General features: G+C 64.2%; 1 protein-coding gene (only partly in view). It reads right to left on the bottom strand.

Annotated features, from left to right (window positions below; all coding sequences use genetic code 11):
- Window positions 1-689: 689 nt before the first annotated feature.
- Window positions 690-19,059, bottom strand: partial view of a helix-turn-helix domain-containing protein gene (locus AB0F41_RS09335; protein ID WP_357422288.1) — the 3' portion only. The gene runs 49,787 nt beyond the window's last position; the window shows 18,370 of its 68,157 coding nt (coding positions 49,788-68,157); its start codon lies beyond the right edge, outside the window; the stop codon is at window positions 690-692.

Raw genomic sequence — 19,059 nt, 5'->3', positions numbered from 1 at the left:
CCATCTCGCGTGCGGTCTCCGGAAAGATCCGATGTATATCGTCGGCTACGCGCACCGGAAAATCGCGCATCAGCCGCAAGGGCGCATCATCAACGGAGAAGCCGCCTGCCCTCAGGGCATTCGCCTGCTCGCCGCGCAGCTCCTCGCCCGGCTCATCCCGATACAGTCGCGCCGGCGCGGTGACAACCGCGCGAGCGAATTCCGGCCGCTCGATATCGGCGCCGGTCGCGGGGCTCCGTCGAGCCGCTCCGTGACGAGACGGGTTCCGCAGGATTCGAGCGGCCGCCGGGCGACGGGAACCACATCCCACACCGCCCTGAGTACCGCGGCCTCCGGTAGCAGACGCAATACCGTATGCATGGCGGACTCCGATGCGAATGGGACGGCCAGGCGTTTCGACACCGCTGGTCGGCCGTTGTAGTTGCCGTACTCGATCGAGTGGCTATGACTTGCTCCCTTTGCCGGGCCGGCGGCATCGGAGACGAAACCACCGGACGCGTCCTGCTGCCCGGATTCACCATCAGGCAAGGTGACGGTGATGTACTAGCCCGGGTGCGGTAGACGCGTGGACCGGCCACTGGGCCGCGTGTGGTCATCGGCGGCGTAAAACTCGTCGGCGAAAGATTTTTTCGCCTCCGGGGATGGCAGGCCGGTGAAGACTTCCCACACAGGCCGGGCTTCGCTGTCGCTCAGTCCACGTTTCCCTCAGCCTTCGCGTCCTGGTGCCGGGACTTCTGTTCCCCCTGCCTGCTCAGTGACCGCTCCAGCAACTCGTGTTCAACGAGGCGGATATCCGAGGCGCGCACCTCATCGGAGACTCGCTCTCCCGTGACCAGGCGGAGGATAGCCTCCATGATCTGGAAATCCGCGTCGAAACGACGGCGGACGATCTCTCCGGAGCTCTCGTCGATCAGATCATGATCGTCGAGGAACAAGTAGCGCAGCATCGGAACAAGTTCGGACTCGACATCGAAACCTGTCCGCCACCGATCCCGTCCGGACCTGTACAGGGTGCGCGCGATCGCCACCGCCACACCACGCGGATCATGTGCCAACTCCGCACGGACGACGTCATACAGAGTGACGGCCCATTCATCCCGCCGGTCCACCTCCGCCGGTGCCATCAGCTCATAACCGGTCTCGATTTCACCGGACAGCACCGAATCGGCGATCTCTTCGAGCCACTGCCGCACCCGAACACCGTCCGGTGCCTCCCGAAGGCGGGTATGAGCCGTGAATTGTATTGCCGCCCAATCAGCCTCGAGATCGAGGCGGACACCGGCACCGGCACCGGCGAGACGGTCGCGAAGATCACCTTCGAAGCGACGCAGTTGCTGGATCAGAATTACTGCATTGCCGACACGCGCCGCGGTTTTCACCAGGGACACGACAGGTCCATCCATGAGCAGCTCAACCGCCTCGACGCGCTGGTCCTCGGTCAAGCCGAGATCGGGATCCGCGAACAACCAGTGCAGGAACGTGCCAGTTGGCAATACCCTATCGGATTCGATTGACCAGATTGTGCTCTCGGCAAAACCGAGACGCTCGGCGAATTCTCGCATCGTAAGCCCCAGATGATTACGACAGGCGGTGACGAAACTGCCGATTCTGGAATGCGCCCCAGGATCCATGTCGAACGAATCGAGCCGTCCCGGAAAGAACGCCAGCGCCGCGATACTCGCGGCTTCGCCAGAAATATCGAGGCCGGAAACCAATTTGAACAGCCTGTCATCGAGCCGTTCTCGCCACGCAAGACCACTTTCCGCTGTGGACACGGTACTCGGGAAAACGGCGGCGTTACTCGCAAGCTCACTCCGAGACAGGCCCTTGGTGACACGGCGGGCGAGTAGGAGACTATCGAGTGCACGATGCCTTTTGGGGTCCGTGCTGAACGAGTCCAATCCAGAGAGGAACTCTTGCGCAAAGAGATCGCGATACCAATCCGGGATGTCGAGCGCCGCCAACAGTTTCCACCATGTTTCCGGCAAGGTTCGATGCCCACCGTGCTCTGCCGAGTAGATGGAGGCGCTCCCGACATGGGCGTTTGCGGCGAGTTGCTGCTTGCTCACCCGATTGGTCTCACGGTAGAACTTCAGCCATACGCCGGGATCTCCGGTAAGTCGCAGATCGATGATGGCGAAAAGCCAAGCCTGTATAGGGACACCGTCGGGGGCATCGAGGATCCGGGCACGAATCTCCGATCTCAGAGATTCGACAACGCTCTCGTCGGGCGACTCCACATGCAGGGCCAGGCGCGCACGGAGGGCCTCATCGAACTGCTGCAACTTCCGGTCGAGGTGACCGGTGAGATGGACACTATCTTGTCGCACAGCTTTTTTCAGCGACGCGGTCCCATCATCGATCTCGCTTCTTTGCGCCGCCATCGCGGCGGGGAGGTCGCCGACCCAGTCGAATCGCGCGTTCGCGGCCTGGCGACGGGATTCGTGATCACCGTTCTCACCCAGCGACCGCTCCAGCAACGCGTGTTCAACGAGACGGATATCGGAGGCACGTACCTCATCCGGAATTCGCTCCCCGGTCGCCATCTCTCCCGTAACCAGGCGGAGAATCGCCTCCACAATCTGGAAATCGGCGTCGAAACGACGGCGGACGACCTCCCCGGTATCCTCATCGATCAGATCATGCTCGTCCAGGAATACGTAGCGCAGCATCGGAACCAGCTCGGACTCGACATCGAAACCAACCCGGCCCCACTCCCGTTCGACCCTGAACAGAGTGCATGCCATCGCCTCCGCCATACCACGCGGATCACGCTCCAACTCCGCACGGACAACGCCGGACAGCGTATCGGCCCACTCACCGCGGCGGTACACTTCCGCCGGCGCCACCAACATGTAGCCGTCGGAGATATCACCGGACAACACCGTATCGGCGACCTCTTCGAGCCACTGCCGCATCCGAACACCGTCCGGAGCCTCCCGAAGGCGGGTATGAGCCGTGAATTGTATTGCCGCCCACTCATCATCGACATCGATACGGACACCGGCGACGGCAGCTGCGAGACGGCCGCGAAGATCACCTTCGAAGCGACGCAGTTGCTGATTCAGAATCACTGCATTACCCACGTGCGCGGCAGTTTTCACCAGATTCACCGCCGATCCATCCGCAAATAGCGCATCCGCCTCTACACGCTGCGCTTCGGTGAAACCGAGAGCAGGATCGGCGCACAAACTACGCAGGAATGAGGCAGCAGGCAACACCCCACGGACCTCGACCAGCGTGACAATGTTCTCGGAAACACCGAACCGCTCAGCGAATTCTCGCAGTGTGAGCCCCAGATGATAACGACAGGCGGCGACGAAACTGCCGATTCTGGAGTGCGTCGCAGGATCGATGTCGAATGAATCGATCCGTCCCGGAAGAAACGCCAGCGCGGCAGCGCTCGAGTCAGCACTGGGAATCTCCAGGGCAACAACCAGTTTGAACAGGCTGCGACCACGAAGCTCTTGGCCCGGAGAACTCTTTTCCGCCCTCTCCACAGCGTTCAGGGAAACACCGGAGATACTCGCGAGCCCACGCGTAGTCAGGCCCTTGACGGCACGGCGGGCGGGCAGGAGACTATTGAGTGTACGGTGCTTTTTTGGGTTTGTGCTGAACGCATCCAATCCGGCGATAAATTCTCGCGCGAAGAGATCTCGATACCAATCCGGGATATCGAGCGCCCTCAACAATTTCCACCACGTTTCCGGCGCGAGTTGATTAATGCCGCGCTCTGCCGAGTAAATTGTGCTGTGCGCGACACGGGCGTCTGCGGCGAGTTGCTTTTGACTCACCTGATTGGTCTCACGGTAGAACTTCAGCCATACGCCCGGATCTCCGGTGAGTCGCAGATCGATGACGGCAAAGAGCCAATCCTGTACAGCAACATCGTCGGGGGCATCGAGGATCCGGGCACGAATCTCCGATCGCAGTGATTCGATGACACTCTCGTCGGGCGATTCCACATGCAAGCCTACCCGGACACGAAGGGCCTCATCGAATTGGGCCAGCTGTTGCTCCAATTGATCAGCAAGTTCGATATCATTCTGTCGCAGAGATGCTTTCACCTGGGCACCATCCAGGCCGGATTCGAACAGCGATTCCGCCGCTTCCCACTCGACTTCGGCTACACCGAGAGCCTGGTACAGGGCTGTACGAAACTCCGGGTCGGTTGCGGGTCCACGGCTACCGGTTTCCAGCCTCCGGATCGTGATTACTCTGACACCGAGCAGCTCGGCGAGTTCCCGTCGGGACATCGGTCGCGAACTGTCGCTGGGCGACCGAGCCGCCCAGCGACAAGCGGCGATATAGCTGTGGAACGTAGTGTGTGCCGCGGCAGACGTGCTGAACGAATCCAGGTGTCCATCAGCCAATTCCGCCACGATCGGATTCCACAGTGGTTGTGGCAGCCACACCAGCTGGAATATTCCCGCGACAACATCGATCGCACCGCGACCCGAGGCCTCGATCGTGCGGGTCGCATCCGTGCGGAAACCGGCCAGGCGATCCACTTCGTCCTGTCTGGTGAAACCGTTGGCCCGACGCAGGTCGGCGACAAGAGTTCCCAGGTCGGGGTAGGTAAGTCGATCGCTTCGGAGGCACCGGTGCGTCGACCCGAAGCTCTGGATGTGCTCGAGCAGCGCTTCCAGCTCAGCGACATCCAGGCCGACATCACTGTCGTCGGCAATCCAGCGGATGGCCTGCGCGACGATATGCGGCGGGGTGCTCTCGATGCGCTCCCGGAGATCCGCCCGGCCCGCGAGCGCCGCGCCGCTATCGCGCAGCAGGCGCGCCTTCAACGCGGCCGCCAGCGGGGTGGCACGGATGGCCTCGGCCCGGGCGACCTCGAAGTCCCGCTCCGGGTCCGCACCGAGCTCTCGATCGAGAACGGCATCGAGGGCGCTGTGCAGGGTGTCGATGGTAAGGACGTAGGCGAGCCACGGATCACCCTCGGGGGGCTTGGGCACGAACTTCCCATAGACCTCCGGGACGAAATGGGTCCGCAGCCGCGCGAGAGCGAGCTGATCGCCCTGATGCGCCGCTCGCAGCAGTTCGCCCACATCGACAGCCGACCCTGACTGTCCGCCGGCGAGCTCCTCTAGCCCTCCGAGCGGCGTGTCCAGTCCGTCGTCGTCCGTGGAGCCGGTGCCAGACCGTAGTCGGTAGCGGCGTGCCTCGTCGGTTTCCCGTCGCTGCGCCGCCGCGTCAGCGGGGAGGCCGCCGACCCGGTCGAACCATGCGTTCAGGGCATTGCGGCGGAACACTCGGTCACCCCGCCCGCTCGCCGCCCGCTCCCGCAATACGTGTTCTACGAGGCGGAAATCGGAGGCGCGCACCACATCCGGTACTCGCTTTCCCTTATCCCGGACTCGCTCTACCGTACTCGGGACACGCTCTCCAAGGACCAGGCGCAGGATTGCCTCCATGATCCGGAAATCGGCGTCGAAACGACGGCGGACGATCTCTCCGGAACTCTCATCGATCAGGTCATGATCCTCGAGGAACAGCCAGCTCAGCATCGGGACGAGTTCGGACTCGACATCGAAACCCCGGCGGCCCCACTCTCGTTCGGATCTGAACAGGGCGCGTGCGATCGCCTCGGCCATACCACGCGGGTTACGTGCCAACTCCGCACGGACGACGTCATACAGGGTGTGGACCCACTCATCCCGCCGGTCCACCTCCGCCGGTGCCACCAGCTCATAGCCGGCCTCGATCTCACCGGATAGCACCGAGTCGGCGATCTCTTCGAGCCACTGCCGCATCCGGACGTCGTCCGGCGCTTCCATAATGCGGGTGTGAGCCGTGAATTGAATGGCCGCCCATGCCTCATCGAAATCTATTCCGGTACCGGTGAAGCGGCGACGGAGATCACGTTTGAAGCGTCGCAGTTGGGAGTTCAGGATCTCTCTATTACCGACACGTGCAGCCGCTTTTACCAGAGCAACCGATGATCCGTGCGTCAGCAACGCATCCGCCTCGACAACCTGAGCTTCGGTCAAACCGAGTTCGGGATGGACGTACAGTCTCTGCAAGAACAAGTCAGACGGCCTCCCGCCGCTGACCTCGATCCACGTGACAACATCGTCGGAAATACCGAAACGCTTGGCGAAATCCTCCACCGATAGCCCTAGGCGGCAACGACAGGCAGTGACGAGGCTGCCGGTTCCGGAATGCGCCGCAGGATCGATGTCGAACGCATCGAGCCGTCCCCGAAGAAACGCCAGCGCGGCCACCTTTGAATCTTCACCGGCAATCTCGAGGGAAGCAACCAGTTTGAACAGGCTACGACCGGGCAGCTCTCGTCCGGGAGACCGTGTCTCCGTCTTGGACACGACTGACTGGGAAACATCGGAGATTCTCGCGAGCTCATGCTGAGAAAGACCCTTGACCACACGACGCGCAGCAAGGAAACTATCGAGAGCACGGTGTTTTTCGGGGCATGTGCTGAACGAATCGAATCCCGAGAGAAACTCTTCCGCAAAGAGATCTCGATACCAATCCGGGATATCCAGTGCCTCCAGCAATTTCCACCATGTATCTGGCATCGGTCGACGTTTACCATGCTCCGCCCAGTAAATCGGCGCACGAGCGATATGGGCGGTTTCGACCAGTATCTGCTGGGTCACCCCATTGATCTCACGGTAGAACTTGAGCCAAACACCGGGATCTGCTGTAAGTCGCAGATCGACGATGGCGAACAGCCAATCCTCTACAGGAACACCGTCGGGTGCCTCGAGGACCCGAGCCCGAATTTCTGATCGCAGAGACTCGACAACGCTTTCGTCAGGCGATTTCCTATGCAGGGCCACACGCGCGCGCAAGGCTTCGTCGAACTGCTGCAGCTGCTGGTCGAAGTGATCGGTAAAATGTATATTGTCTGCTCGCACAGCCTGTTTCAGCGATGGTGTCCCCATCTCGGCACCCTCGCTCAGCGAAGCTCTCGTGCCTACTCCAGCGGTGCGCTGCGACTCCAGAGCGTCATTCGCACCATCGCGTCGGCCCGAAATCTCCGGCCGCAGCAGAGCCGGACGGGTCCTGAAGACTTTCGGGTCTCCCAGCTCGAATTTGACGACTATCTGATCGCGCAACCGGTTCGGGAGTACAAGTACGTCGAACAGCTTCTTACAGGATGACGGGGCTATGCCCCGCTTCGACTGGAGCCTCACAAGTGCATGTGGCGAAATGCCAGATGTCTCGGCGAGTTCCACGACGGCGCTCCAGCCCGCCGCCGTCCATAGGTCGGTGACTAGGTCGGTCAGTCCGGCTCGGGTGCTGGGGTAGTCATCGAGGTGACGGGCGGGACTGCGCCGGGTCGTCGCATCCGGGTCCTGCAGTGCGCTGATCAGGATGCCGATGGTCGAGGGGCCGAAGATTTCCACGTTCTGTTCATCGAGCTCACGCTTGATGACGGTGGCCAGGCCGGTCGGTTCGGTGAGCGCTCGGAAGTACCGGCGCCCTCCTCCTTGCTCCATATGCCCGAGGCTCGTGACGACCCGGGTCAGCCATGGAGCCGGCGCGTGACCGATCACCCGGCGCAGGCGCGGTAGCGAGTGGGTATGGGCCAGGAGTTGCGGCCTGATGATGACGTGGCCGACAAAGGCCTCTGCCATGGTGCGATCGAGGATTTGGACGTAACGGCCGACCAGCTGTACATCGTCTTCGGGCGCTTCGTCCGCCTCACGCCAGTCTTGCTGGGCGCGGGCGAGGGCGGCCGTGGTGATGGTGTGCGCGACCCAGGGATCGTTCACCGCCGGATCGCCCCATCGGCCCTTGTTGCGCAGCATCCGCAGTTTCGCCAGCATCTCCTGGTGGATGCCGGGGCCGAGGTCGCGATGCAGTTCACCTGCGGCCTGCTCGAAGTGGCGGTCCCTGCCGAGGGCGCCCGCGCGGGCGCGGCGTAGGACGTCGGGGCTGATACCGGTGCCGTCCCGGCGGCGATCGACACGGCCCCCGGGCTCCTCGGGCAGGGTGATCGTGACAATGTGGCGCGAGCCGGAATCGTTCATCGGCCGCGACGTGCGGGGGGCGCGGTCCGGGGCCGATTCGTTCCGGCGGGCGAGCCGGGCCTGCTCGATCCATTCGGCGGCCACCACCAGGAAGGTCAGTTGGTCGTCGATCGGTGCGCTGACGTCGAGGATGATCTCGCCGATTGCCGGATTGCAGCGATGCGAAGTGGCTTCGCCGGGGGTTCGTTCGAGTCTGAGGTCGTCGAAATGGATCCGCACCGGCGGTTCACCCTCCGGCGATCCGTCGAGCGCCGCGAATACCCGCTCTCCGGTCTCCCTCCCGGCCAGCTTGTCGGCAAGTTCGGTGACGAGTTCACGATGATGGGTCTCGACCGGGCTCGGGGGCACCCAGGCAGCCGGTGTGCTCGCCCCCGATTCGTTCAATAGTTCCGCGATGACCCGCAGCCGATGCGCGAGCCCGCGCGGCTGCGCCGCCTCCGGCCGCTGACGCTCCGGGTCCAGGTCACCCAGCGCGATCTCCACCTCCTCGAGTAACCCGGAAACGGTCGCGCGCAGGGAGGCCCACCGCTCTACCTGCTCTTCGCGGCGGGACTCACCCAGGCTTTCGGCGAAGGACAACAGTTGCCGTTCCAGCTCCGCTACCTCGGACATCCGGAGCAGGCGCCCCAGCTCACCGAAGCCGGGATCCCCGGCCAAGCCCTCGGTGGTCGCTGTCAGCTGCCGCTGGTATCCGGCCAGGCGAGCAGCCAGCAGTTGTGACTGTCCGGTCACCCTGGCCGTATGCGTCTCTGCATCGGCCAGTGGTTGCGCGGTCACCAGGGCGCGCCAGCGAGGCAGCTCACGCACCAGCTGCCCTACCTGCTCGACCGGGTCGGCGTATTCCCGCAGATCGAGCCGTATGCCGCGTAACCGCCGATCCGTGCACAACCACTGGATCTCGGCGTGGCTGTCGGTGCGGGACAGCAATTCCCACGCGTCGTCGGAGAGCAGCAGGCGCAGGCCCGGAGCGGGTTCGTATCGTGCGCCGCCGCCAGGACATTCGGTGTGACCCGGAACAATCGAACCGCCGGGGAGGTTGCGCGGCCAATCCGACGCCCCGTCCTTTAGGTTCTGGGCCGCCCTTTCGTGTATGGCCGCGAATGCCCGGCGCCCATACTCCGACTCCATCCCCATCGCCGCCCACTCGTATTCGAGGAAGCGAATGTGGGCGGCGAGAGTCTCCGGCGATTCCCATGTTCCGGTGATCAGCTCATAGCACGCTTCGACAATATGAGGGTCGGCCTCGAAGAGGCTTTCGTACAATCGGCGCGGGTAACCCTCGATCCAATGTTTCCGAGCGAAGACGAACCGCAGGATCCTCATGATCTGTTCCGGGCTGAACAACGGTTGCCCGGTCGCCCGCACAACGCCCGCGGTAACGAGATTGTCCACGATCGCCTCGGCATCGGCCCGGAACCTCGGAAGATCACGCATGCGATCGCGCATCAGCTCGTAATGCCATTCGGCCCAGTCGTACCACAGCGAAGGATCAGCCGGCTTCAGGCGGGAACCGAGATCGATTTCGCCCGGAACAGCGATGTCCGGCCCCGGATCCGAGTCCAAGGGGTGCGGCGCTGCCCGGCCTGCGGGCGCCCCCAGGGCCTGAAAGAAGTACTCTTCCAGCTTCCGGACGATGTCATGGTCACCGCAAGCAAAGCCCTCCAGCTGCTTCGGACCATCCATCCATGCGGCGAGCGCGTCGGCGAAATCCTCCCCTGCGTCATCATTGAGAGGCCGGAGTCGACCCGGGTGATCCCCGATCGCGCTCACGATATCGGAATGCAGTTCCTGCCATTGATCGCTGTCCCCCAGCCGATCCGGACCACCGGCAGGTGATGCGGATCGGCCGATGACATCACCGATGTAGTGGGAGAATTCATGACCCAGGACCGAGCGCCTCTTGAGGGCCACCGCTCGTGAATCAGCCAGCAGGACGTCGAAGGCCGCCAAATATGCGCCGACGGCCTCGCCAACACGCTGCTTCCACTCTTCGGGCGCTCTCCGAGCAATTCGTCGCATGGTCGGCATCTCCATGAGAGGCCGGTTTCCGATGATGATCTGGATCGGCTTCTCCGCGGCGACGCGCCGAGAGAGATCGGCAGGTACGGCCGCCAGCTGGCGGGCCGCCTGCTTCGTTTCCGGGTCGGAATCGAGGAAGTGGATGAACGGGCTACCGTCCGGCGGCTCATACGAGATCGTGAATCCGTTACTCGGCGATCCCAATCCGATGCTGTCGCCGGGATATACGGCGACCCTGGTGTACGGTTCGAGCCGATCGCCGTTGACGAAGGTGCCACGCTGCGATCCCTCATCGCAGACCCATGGCCGCCCTGATCGGTACGTGCCGATACTCACGTGTGTCTCGGAGACCAGGCTCGGGTCCAGCCCGAGCCCCAGCAACACCCCATCTCCGCGGCCGACCGACTCCGGATCACTGCCGCGGAACAGTCCCAGCGCGGAGTCTCCCTGGGGACTGTCGAGAAGCAGACGCATCGGCACTGCCGGCCGGGTGATGGGGCCGAATTCGCCGTACACGAGGTGGGCGGCACCGGTCCATTCGCCCAGGCGGAGGAGCGACCCCAGGCGCACCGGCACCCAGTCCGCCCCCAGCCGAATATCGTCGACCCACGTCCCGGCATCCGCACTCGATACATCCCCCACAAGACGCATGCGCAACTGCCCGTCATGGTCCAGCATCAATTCGGCGTGCTCGGACCGTACCCCTGCCGACCCGCGCAGTGTTTCCGCGAACGGGGACGCGACATCTGTCCCCACCGGAACAATCTCCCCTGGAGCGAGTCGCACGCGGACCCCCTCCGGATCACTACTCAACCCGATATGCAGCGGCAGCCCTTCGTGGCAGGCATCCAGGGGTGTGAATCGCACCTGACCCGAGAAGCCACCGAGCCGGAGTACGACGCCGGGCGCCAGCTCACGCCGCGCATCCGCCTCGAGTTCTTCACCGTCGACCCAGGTGCGGCTGTTCTCGTCGGGACCATCGGTAATCCACAGTCGCCCGTCGTCGTCTACCTCCACCCGAGCGTGCCGACGAGCGACCGTCGCCGTTTCCGGGCCGTCCGCAAGCTGACCGATACCGATATCCGTGGTGTGACCACGCCGAACCCACCAGGCTCCGGCGGAGATCAAGACCGATTCGTCACCGGGATCGACCAATTCGATCTTCATCAGCTGCGGCCGGAAGGCCAGCCGAGCCCGGAACGAAGAACCGAAAGTCAAATCCTGATCATCGAAAACATGCACCCACTCGTAATCCGGGGCCGCCTTGCCATCAACCAGGACACCACTGTCGACACCTTTGCGGAGGAAGACGCGGCCCAGCTGATCGACCTTCATATACGCGTGTCCGGACTTCACGCCCTCGACACCGTCGAAGGGTTCACCCGCACCGGCTCCCAGTGCACATATCCGGCCCGGGACCAGCCGCAGCGGGTATTCGCCGCCGCCCGCGATACGGAACAGCACGTCCACATGGCCGTCCGGATGGCGGTACATGTCCGCGGGACCGGGCTCCCTGGTATCGGTCAGCGGTAGGAGCGGATAGCCGCTATCCGTACCGTATGCCTCGCGGAGGAACTCCAGATATTCCTCGGACTTTCCCGCATCGTGATCCGGCCCCGTACCGGACGGAGATGGTGGTGGTGGGGGGTCGACCGTGGGACCGCCGGGACCGGAGTCGCCGTCCTCGTCTGGGTCATCGCCCTCGTCGGGGTCCTGGGTATCGTCCGGATTCGACACCGCTGGCCGGTCGTCGTCGTGGCCCTCCTCGATCGATCGGCTATGGCTTGCCCCTTCCGTCGGTCCGGCGGCATCCGGCACCAAGCCACCCCGGGGAAGATCGGAACCACCCCCTGGTTCCTCGGGCAAGGTGACTGTCACGACGATAGGGCGCGAGCCGGGGTCGTTCATCGGCCGGTCCGTTCGGCGCGCACGGTCGGCGGACGAGCCACGGCCCCGGTCGTCAGGACGTGGTGGCGGGTCGGCCCGTACGTCCGAATCGCCTACCGTCCGAATCATCCGATCGACGATCAACGCGTTGTTCGCGTACCGCACCACATCGGAATCGGCATCCCAGGCATTGTGCCCGGCATTGCGGACGGCGGCCGCACGAACCCGTTGACAGACCTCCTCGACCAAGGGATGAATCGCGGCCTCCGCGCCGAGGATCTCGCGGGTTGTCACCACATGGGAGTAAGACTCCGCAGTGGCTTCCAGGGGATTGAACCGGCCGTTCGCGAAGCTGTATCCACTGAACTCCGCACGCAACAGGCCGAGGAATTCCTCGGCGGTTCGCGAACCCGGCGAACTGTCCGTGTGGAGCTTCCGCAGGACGTCCTCGGCCTCGACTACCGCGTCCAAGCTACCCGCCGTGGCCAGCGAGTGCCCGTATTCGTGTGCCACGACCGCGAGCACCGGGCGCATCAGGAGACTCCGGAAATGCACCCCGGAATCGACCGTATGCACTATATGGTTTCGAATGGTCTTCGCGGACGCAAACCAGGTCGTGTTGTATTCGATCCGTTTGGTGTAGAGACCGCTCTTGAAATCCGGTGGCGACGGAATCACCCGGGCGAATCTCTTCTCGTCCCCCAGATCCGCGAACCCGATTTCGTAGTTGACCGTGTACGGGTCCAGATCGAGCACATGGGCCTGCCAGCGGGCCATCTCCTTCACCGCATCAGGATCCAGCCCGGATGTGTCGAAACCGAAAAGCGTGATCTGCCCGCCACGTTCCATGCTGCCGTAATCACGTCCGGGAGTCGCGGCAACTCCGGTCGCGGCACTCCGGTCCGATCCCGATTCCCGCCGCAGGGCCTTCTGTAGTGCGACGCCGATTTCGATCGTGACCTCCCGGGCGGTTTCCGGGTCGGCGGTGTCCCGGTCCTGCCCTATCACGGAGAACTCGTCGACCAGATCCGCCGGAACTCCGAGAAGTTCGGCATTCGTCGGCGGACGCAGAGCGGGCACCGCCGCGGCCCCGGTCACCGGCCGCGGCGCTACTCCGTCCTGCGTGGCCAGCAGGTCGAACAGTCGCTCCGGAAGTCCCTCGGCGGTATCACGGCCCCGGGCGAACACCGCCGCGACCCCGTTCTGCAGCACACCGGCCCGCCCCTGCCGTTTGTCGAGTCCGTACCGGCTGAACCCTTCGGCCGCCAGCCAGTCCTCGACCGCTGCCCGATGATCCCCGCGCAGCCCGGCCACCGGCCGGCCGGTGGCCAGCACCTCCTTGCGGAAGAAGTCCGCCACGGTCGGTTCGGTGAGCTCCTGCGCCATATCCCAGCCCGGAATACCCAGGTAAGGCAAAAGATCACGGGCAGCCCGCGCATACGCCGACCGTTCAGGAGGGTCATCGGACCGAGCACCGATCAGCGGGACTTCACAGTCGGAGTCCGCGCGCATCGACTCCCGTTTGCCCGAACGGAGATCCAGGACCAGCGAGCCGTGAACCACTCCCCCGGAGGCGAAATCGGTAGCCCGGCCGACGACGTGATCGTCGATCATCGAGGTCCCGAGCGCGATTCGGCGCGTGGAATGCCCCGGAAAGATCGTGCAGATATCGAGCAGTGCTTGCGCGTACCGCCGCACCGCCATGACATCTATCTCCGCACCGGCGGAGTCGAATCCGGACACTTGATACTCGTCACCGCCCGGCAGCGCGCGCAATTCGGCCCGCAGCACAGTGCCGATATCGGCGACTGTTCGGCATGCCGCGAACACATCGCCAGCGAACGAGCCACCACCCCGGCTATCCGATGGTGTTGTCGGGGCGACCGGGAGACCACCGCGTCCGAAGTCGCCGTCCTCGGGTTGGCTGTTGGGTGTCGACTGTGCTCGTGGATCCTGGTCGATGGCAAACGGTTCCGTAAATCGATGCTCCCACCCCGGTATCGAGTCGTCGGCGGCGCGGAACTCGTCGGCGAACGATTTCTTCGCCTCCAGGGATGGCAGGCCGGTGAAGTTCTCCCAAAGATGCCGGATTTCATTTTCACTCAGCCCACGTTCGGCGATCACTTCCTTCAGCCGCCGGATCACACGGCCATCTGTCCGCGTTACGAACGAATCCAAGAACTCGGTCCATGCATCATCTGTACTGGTGCCTGCAACCCACGCCCGGAATTTCATGACCGCCGCATCCGCATGGCGATCGATGATCGGTTGCCAGTCGAGGCCACTGTCCCGCCATTCGGCGACGCGCGCGGTGAGATCGTGTATAGCGTAGAAATTCGCGTTGCCGACCGCGAGGCGGACTGCCGGATCCGCGTAGCGTTCGGACAGTCGCTGAGGGTTGATGTCGTCGACCAGGGGTGATTCGATCTGCTGATCGGACCGGAGGGCCAGCACACCTGCAACATTTACGAAACGGACTTCTGTCGCGCTCGAATCTGTTCCTCTCGCCAGATCCTTGATTTTGTTGGCGTCGTAATGGCCGAAAGTGAGACCGAGGTCGGTGGGTAGGTCGGGAAAATACTCCCCGCCGTTGCTTTCGTCCAGGGGAACGTGCATCGCGTAGCCCTGCACGAACTCCTGATTACCGGATTCCGGACGAGCCATGAATGCAAGATACCGGCCCCGGAATTTGATATCGGGAAACAATGCGGACAGTACGTCTTGGATGGTACCGCGTAACCCGCTGTCCACGAGTACGATCTCGCTACCCGGATCCGTTAGGGGCACACCATATACTTGTGCCATCTCGATGAATTTTTCGCGTGCACCGACCATATCCTCGCTGGGGACGTCTTTCTTGAGTATGAGCCGGGCGCCGATACTCGGTTCTTCCTCGGTGCCGATGCCGTCCCAATCTGTGTCGTGCCAGACGGTGGCAAGCATATGACGCGATATCGGAAGGATCGCGCAGTGTTCGCCGAAGAATTCGGGATCCCAGACAGCGGCGACTTCGGACAGTGCATATCCGTCACGAGCGAGATAGGCGACCTTCGTCCGCCCACCACGGGCGACGTCCCGTGCGCAATCCTCGGCAATGGCAATGCCGTGTTTGACGAAGAACGGTGCGAGCGACCGGTAGGCCAAGGCGTACGCACGGGCTACTGCTGCATATCCCTCGGGTGTGTCGACCTTGGCTTCTGCGCAGGCCCTGGTGACAGCTCGGTTCCGGTCGGTCAGGAAACGATGGTCACCGGGAAGCTCGCCATCGTCTCGTGACGACGGCACTACTCCGGACGTCGGCGAATCGGGTTCGGGCCACGACCCGATCCTCGATCCGCCATCCGGACGATCCGGCATGACGCCCTCGTCAGGAGGTAGTGGCGGGTCGACCGGGAGACCGTCGCGGCCGGTGCTGTCTTCGGTTGCGCTCCGCCGGCCGGCTTCGACGACCACTCGCGGCGCCAACCGGCCGGCCCGTACGGAGGCCAGCGCCAGGAGGCTGATAACTGCTGGGCCGTCATCGATTTCGCCGCGCAGTGCCATGGCGAGCGCTTCGTCCACGGGAACGCGTACCTGCCCCATCCCGATCTCGTCGGATTCGCCCGCGTCCAGGCGGGGGATCCCATACAAGTTGCGCGCCAGATAGATGCGATGGTGTTCGTCGGTGATCCCGGGCAGTGGTTCCGCGGTGAGGAGTTCGCTCCAGTCCAGGGCGGCGAGCCCGGCCTCTTCGGCCAGTTCCCGCCGGGCACCCGTCAGCGGGTCCTCACCGGCCTTGTCGAGCATGCCGGCGGGCAGTTGGTAGATCCAGCGGCCGAGCGGCGCCCGGTACTGGCGGACCAGGACGACCTCGTCGGTGCGTTCGTCCCACGGCAGCGCTAGGACCGTGGGATGGCGGGTGATGATGTCCTCGGTGACCACACCCCCGTCCGGTGTGTGGAGTTCCCGTCGGCGCACCTCGTTGAACGGGCTGGACCACACCGTGTCCTCGGCGCCGCGGCGTAGCGGCTCTGCACCGAATACGCGGGTGCTGTCGACCGGCGGGGTGCCCGAGGCTGCGGGCGGTGGATTCAGCGGCGGGTCCGTGGCCGGGCGCAATCGGATATCGCCCGATATCTCGCCCACCACGGCCAAGACCCCCACCGCTGTCGCGGTGTCCACGAGGTCCGAGCCCGTGAAATGGGAAATGGCCTCCGTCAGCGGTATCCGCAGCATATCCGGCGGCGGTTCGACGCCTTCGATATCGTCGACGTCCCGGGCCACCAGGACGCGGGTGACAGCGTTCGAACTGCCGCCGCTGCGGACCGCGTCCGTGACCAGCGACAAGTCCGCACCGGTTTCCAACCCGTACTCGGCGAGGACACGGTGAGCGATCACCGACAGGTCACCATCGGCGGTGACCACACCGCTGGGTAGTTCGAGGACCACATCGTCCACCGCCGCCCGAAAGCGGCGACTGAGCACAACGCGGCCCTGCCGGTCGACCGGAAGCACGGCCACCGTCGCGGGCACATCCAGCACATCACGCGGATGGACGGTCCCATCGGGCATACGAACCTTGTACTTCATCACGCGGTACGAGGAACCGTCGTGGGCCACCTTGGCCGACACCACCTCGAACTCCGCCGCTTCGCCGGCCGGATCGACGGAGTGATGCTCTGTGTGTGCTGCGGCAGAAGGGGATGACCCTTCGACCCCGGGCACCACGGGTTCCCGGTCGTCGCGTGTGGAATCGTCGTCCGGAGTGCGACTACCCGCCGAGTCGTCCGGCCCATCCACCGCAGGCGGTCCCGTATCCGGATCGGTGATGGGCTGTGCCGGGCCGGTCAGCGGCCCTGCGTCCGGATCCTCGAGGAATGCCGCGATCCGCGCAGTCAGTTCCTCCGGGGTCGAGGCCGTCATGCCCTGGAAATGGTCGGCGAGCGTGTCCGAGGTGTTGCCGATCGCCTGGCCCTGATGCTCACGACCCGTCCGGTTTTCGTAGACCTCGGCTACCGCGTTGTCGGCATCGGCGATATCGGCCAGACTTCCGGCACCGACCGGAGCGGGCACCCGCCAGCCGCCGGCACTGTCGGGTTCGAGGTGAATCGACAGATGTGTCGGGCCGACGGCGAACACTTCCAGGCGATGGTGTTCCGGGCGGTGCACCCCGGCCGGATCGACCGGAATATGCACCTTACGGGTGTGCAGGTCGTAGGCCACCGACACCGGATGGGTGTCGTCGAATACCTCGCCGCGCAGGGTTTGTTCCTCCCGCGCCCGCGTGAAACCGGTTTCGACGAACTCCCGGCGCAGTGTGCCCACGGGGATCGGGCGCTCCTCCTCGGTGTGGAACGCCTGCGGTCCGAGTTGGTGCAGCCACTCGCCGAAACCGATATCCGTCCGCTGCTCCCGGCGCAGGCGCAGGTAGTGGTCCACGAGCCGGTCGACCGCGGCGAACCCGGTCGGCTCCCGGTACGGCCCCTCGGCCTCGGCCGCGGACAACGACCGCAGATTCAGCTCGTTGCGGGGACCGACGGTGGCTTCCCAGTACCCGATGCCTCGGGACCGGTCCCAGAGCACACCGGCGTAATCGCTGCTCGACAAGGACAGCTGTCGCAGCTTGTTCATGTGTTCGCCCGGTCGCGCGACGACGCGCAGATAGGGCAGTGAATCCGGGCGATGGTATTCCACCAGGACGTTATCGGAGAGAACAACCGGGCCGCCACCGATTCGACCAGGCCGCACATCCGGTCCCAAGTCGTTGCCGAGCTCCTGGAAGCGATCCCAGACAGCACGCCAGATCCGGTGATCGTCTGCGCCACGCACCGCCGCCGACCCCTCGGAACCGGGGACGGTGCCGACGGTCTGCGCACGGGGCCCACCCCACGCGGGATCGTCGAGCTGATCCACCGCGTCCGCCACATCCAGCAGGACCACGGCAAGCTCGGATTCCGTGAGCTGCGAGCTCTCCTCGCTCAGGAAATCCAGCACCTCGCGATATGCGTGGATCTCCGGTGCCGAAGCATCAGGGTTCTGCTGTAGTGCACGCTCGGCCTCGGCATACGCATCGGTGTAGATCTCCTCCACCGTGCTCTCGACCACGAATACACCGCGCGCACGCTTGGCTCGCAGACCGGCGATCATCTCGGCCAGTCGCTCGGCACGCCACTCGAGGGAGCCCTGGATTGCGGCGGTCAGGCTGTCGGCTCGCAACTCCGAATTCCCGGGTTCACGTGCAGGGTTCGCGTTTTCGCTATCCCAGATCTCCGCGAAACCAGCGCTGAGATCGCGTTCGTCGCGGGGCCCCAGCGTGTCGAGAGACAGCCGCACCGCGCGCATACCGGCCCGATGCGCGGCAGCGTGGCACATCGGGAGATAGTGGCTCACCGGGTCGGAGGCTTTCCGCGCAATGTCGAAGGCTTGTTCGTACGCCTGGGCGTAAGCGCGCGCGAGCCGATCGCGGGGGTCAACCGATGCTTCGACTGTGCGGAATCGCAATCCACCGAGGTGCGAGCCTGCAACTTCGGTGATCAGAGTCGCACGGTACGACAGTGCATACGCGTCGGCCAGGAGATCCCGCGTCCGGTCCACGTATTCGGCAGGGCCGATGCTCGACGGACCTAGTGTGGACTGCTCGCCGCCGAACTGGTCCACCATCCGTGCCGCGACGATGAGGATCTGGCGGTGCCGCTGAGAATCACCACCGGAATCCAGGGTAACCGTGTTTCGCACCGGGTCATAGCCGACCGCCGACCCCTGCTCGATAGGTCGTCCCTCGGCATACACCATCCGAATGTCGGAATCAGAGCTGAACTCGACGCCCACACCGTGTCGCTCGAGGGCCTCGATCGCCCAGTCCTCGATGCCGGTTTCCTCCCCTCCCGACAGGATCGTCCCGGCCGGGCGGCCGGCATGGTCAGTGGACGAGCCGCCGCGCCGATCGTCCAGAGGACGCGGGTCGGCCGGGAGACCACCGGGACCGGAGTCGCCGTCCTCGTCGGACACATTCTCGGGCTGAACCTTGGACAGGCTATAGACGTACGGCCACGCAGAATCTTTGTTGACCTGTACAGCACCGCTGTCCAGCAAATCGCGCAGCGTTCGATGCACCTGTGATCTGGATAACCCGAGCCACTCCTCCAGCTGGGGCGCGGTGAACGTT

Origin of the sequence: Nocardia sp. NPDC024068 (assembly GCF_040638875.1) — a bacterium.
Classification (GTDB): domain Bacteria; phylum Actinomycetota; class Actinomycetes; order Mycobacteriales; family Mycobacteriaceae; genus Nocardia.
The sequence above is the reverse complement of the archived record's forward strand: the minus strand, read 5'-3'. Positions and strand labels throughout refer to the sequence as shown.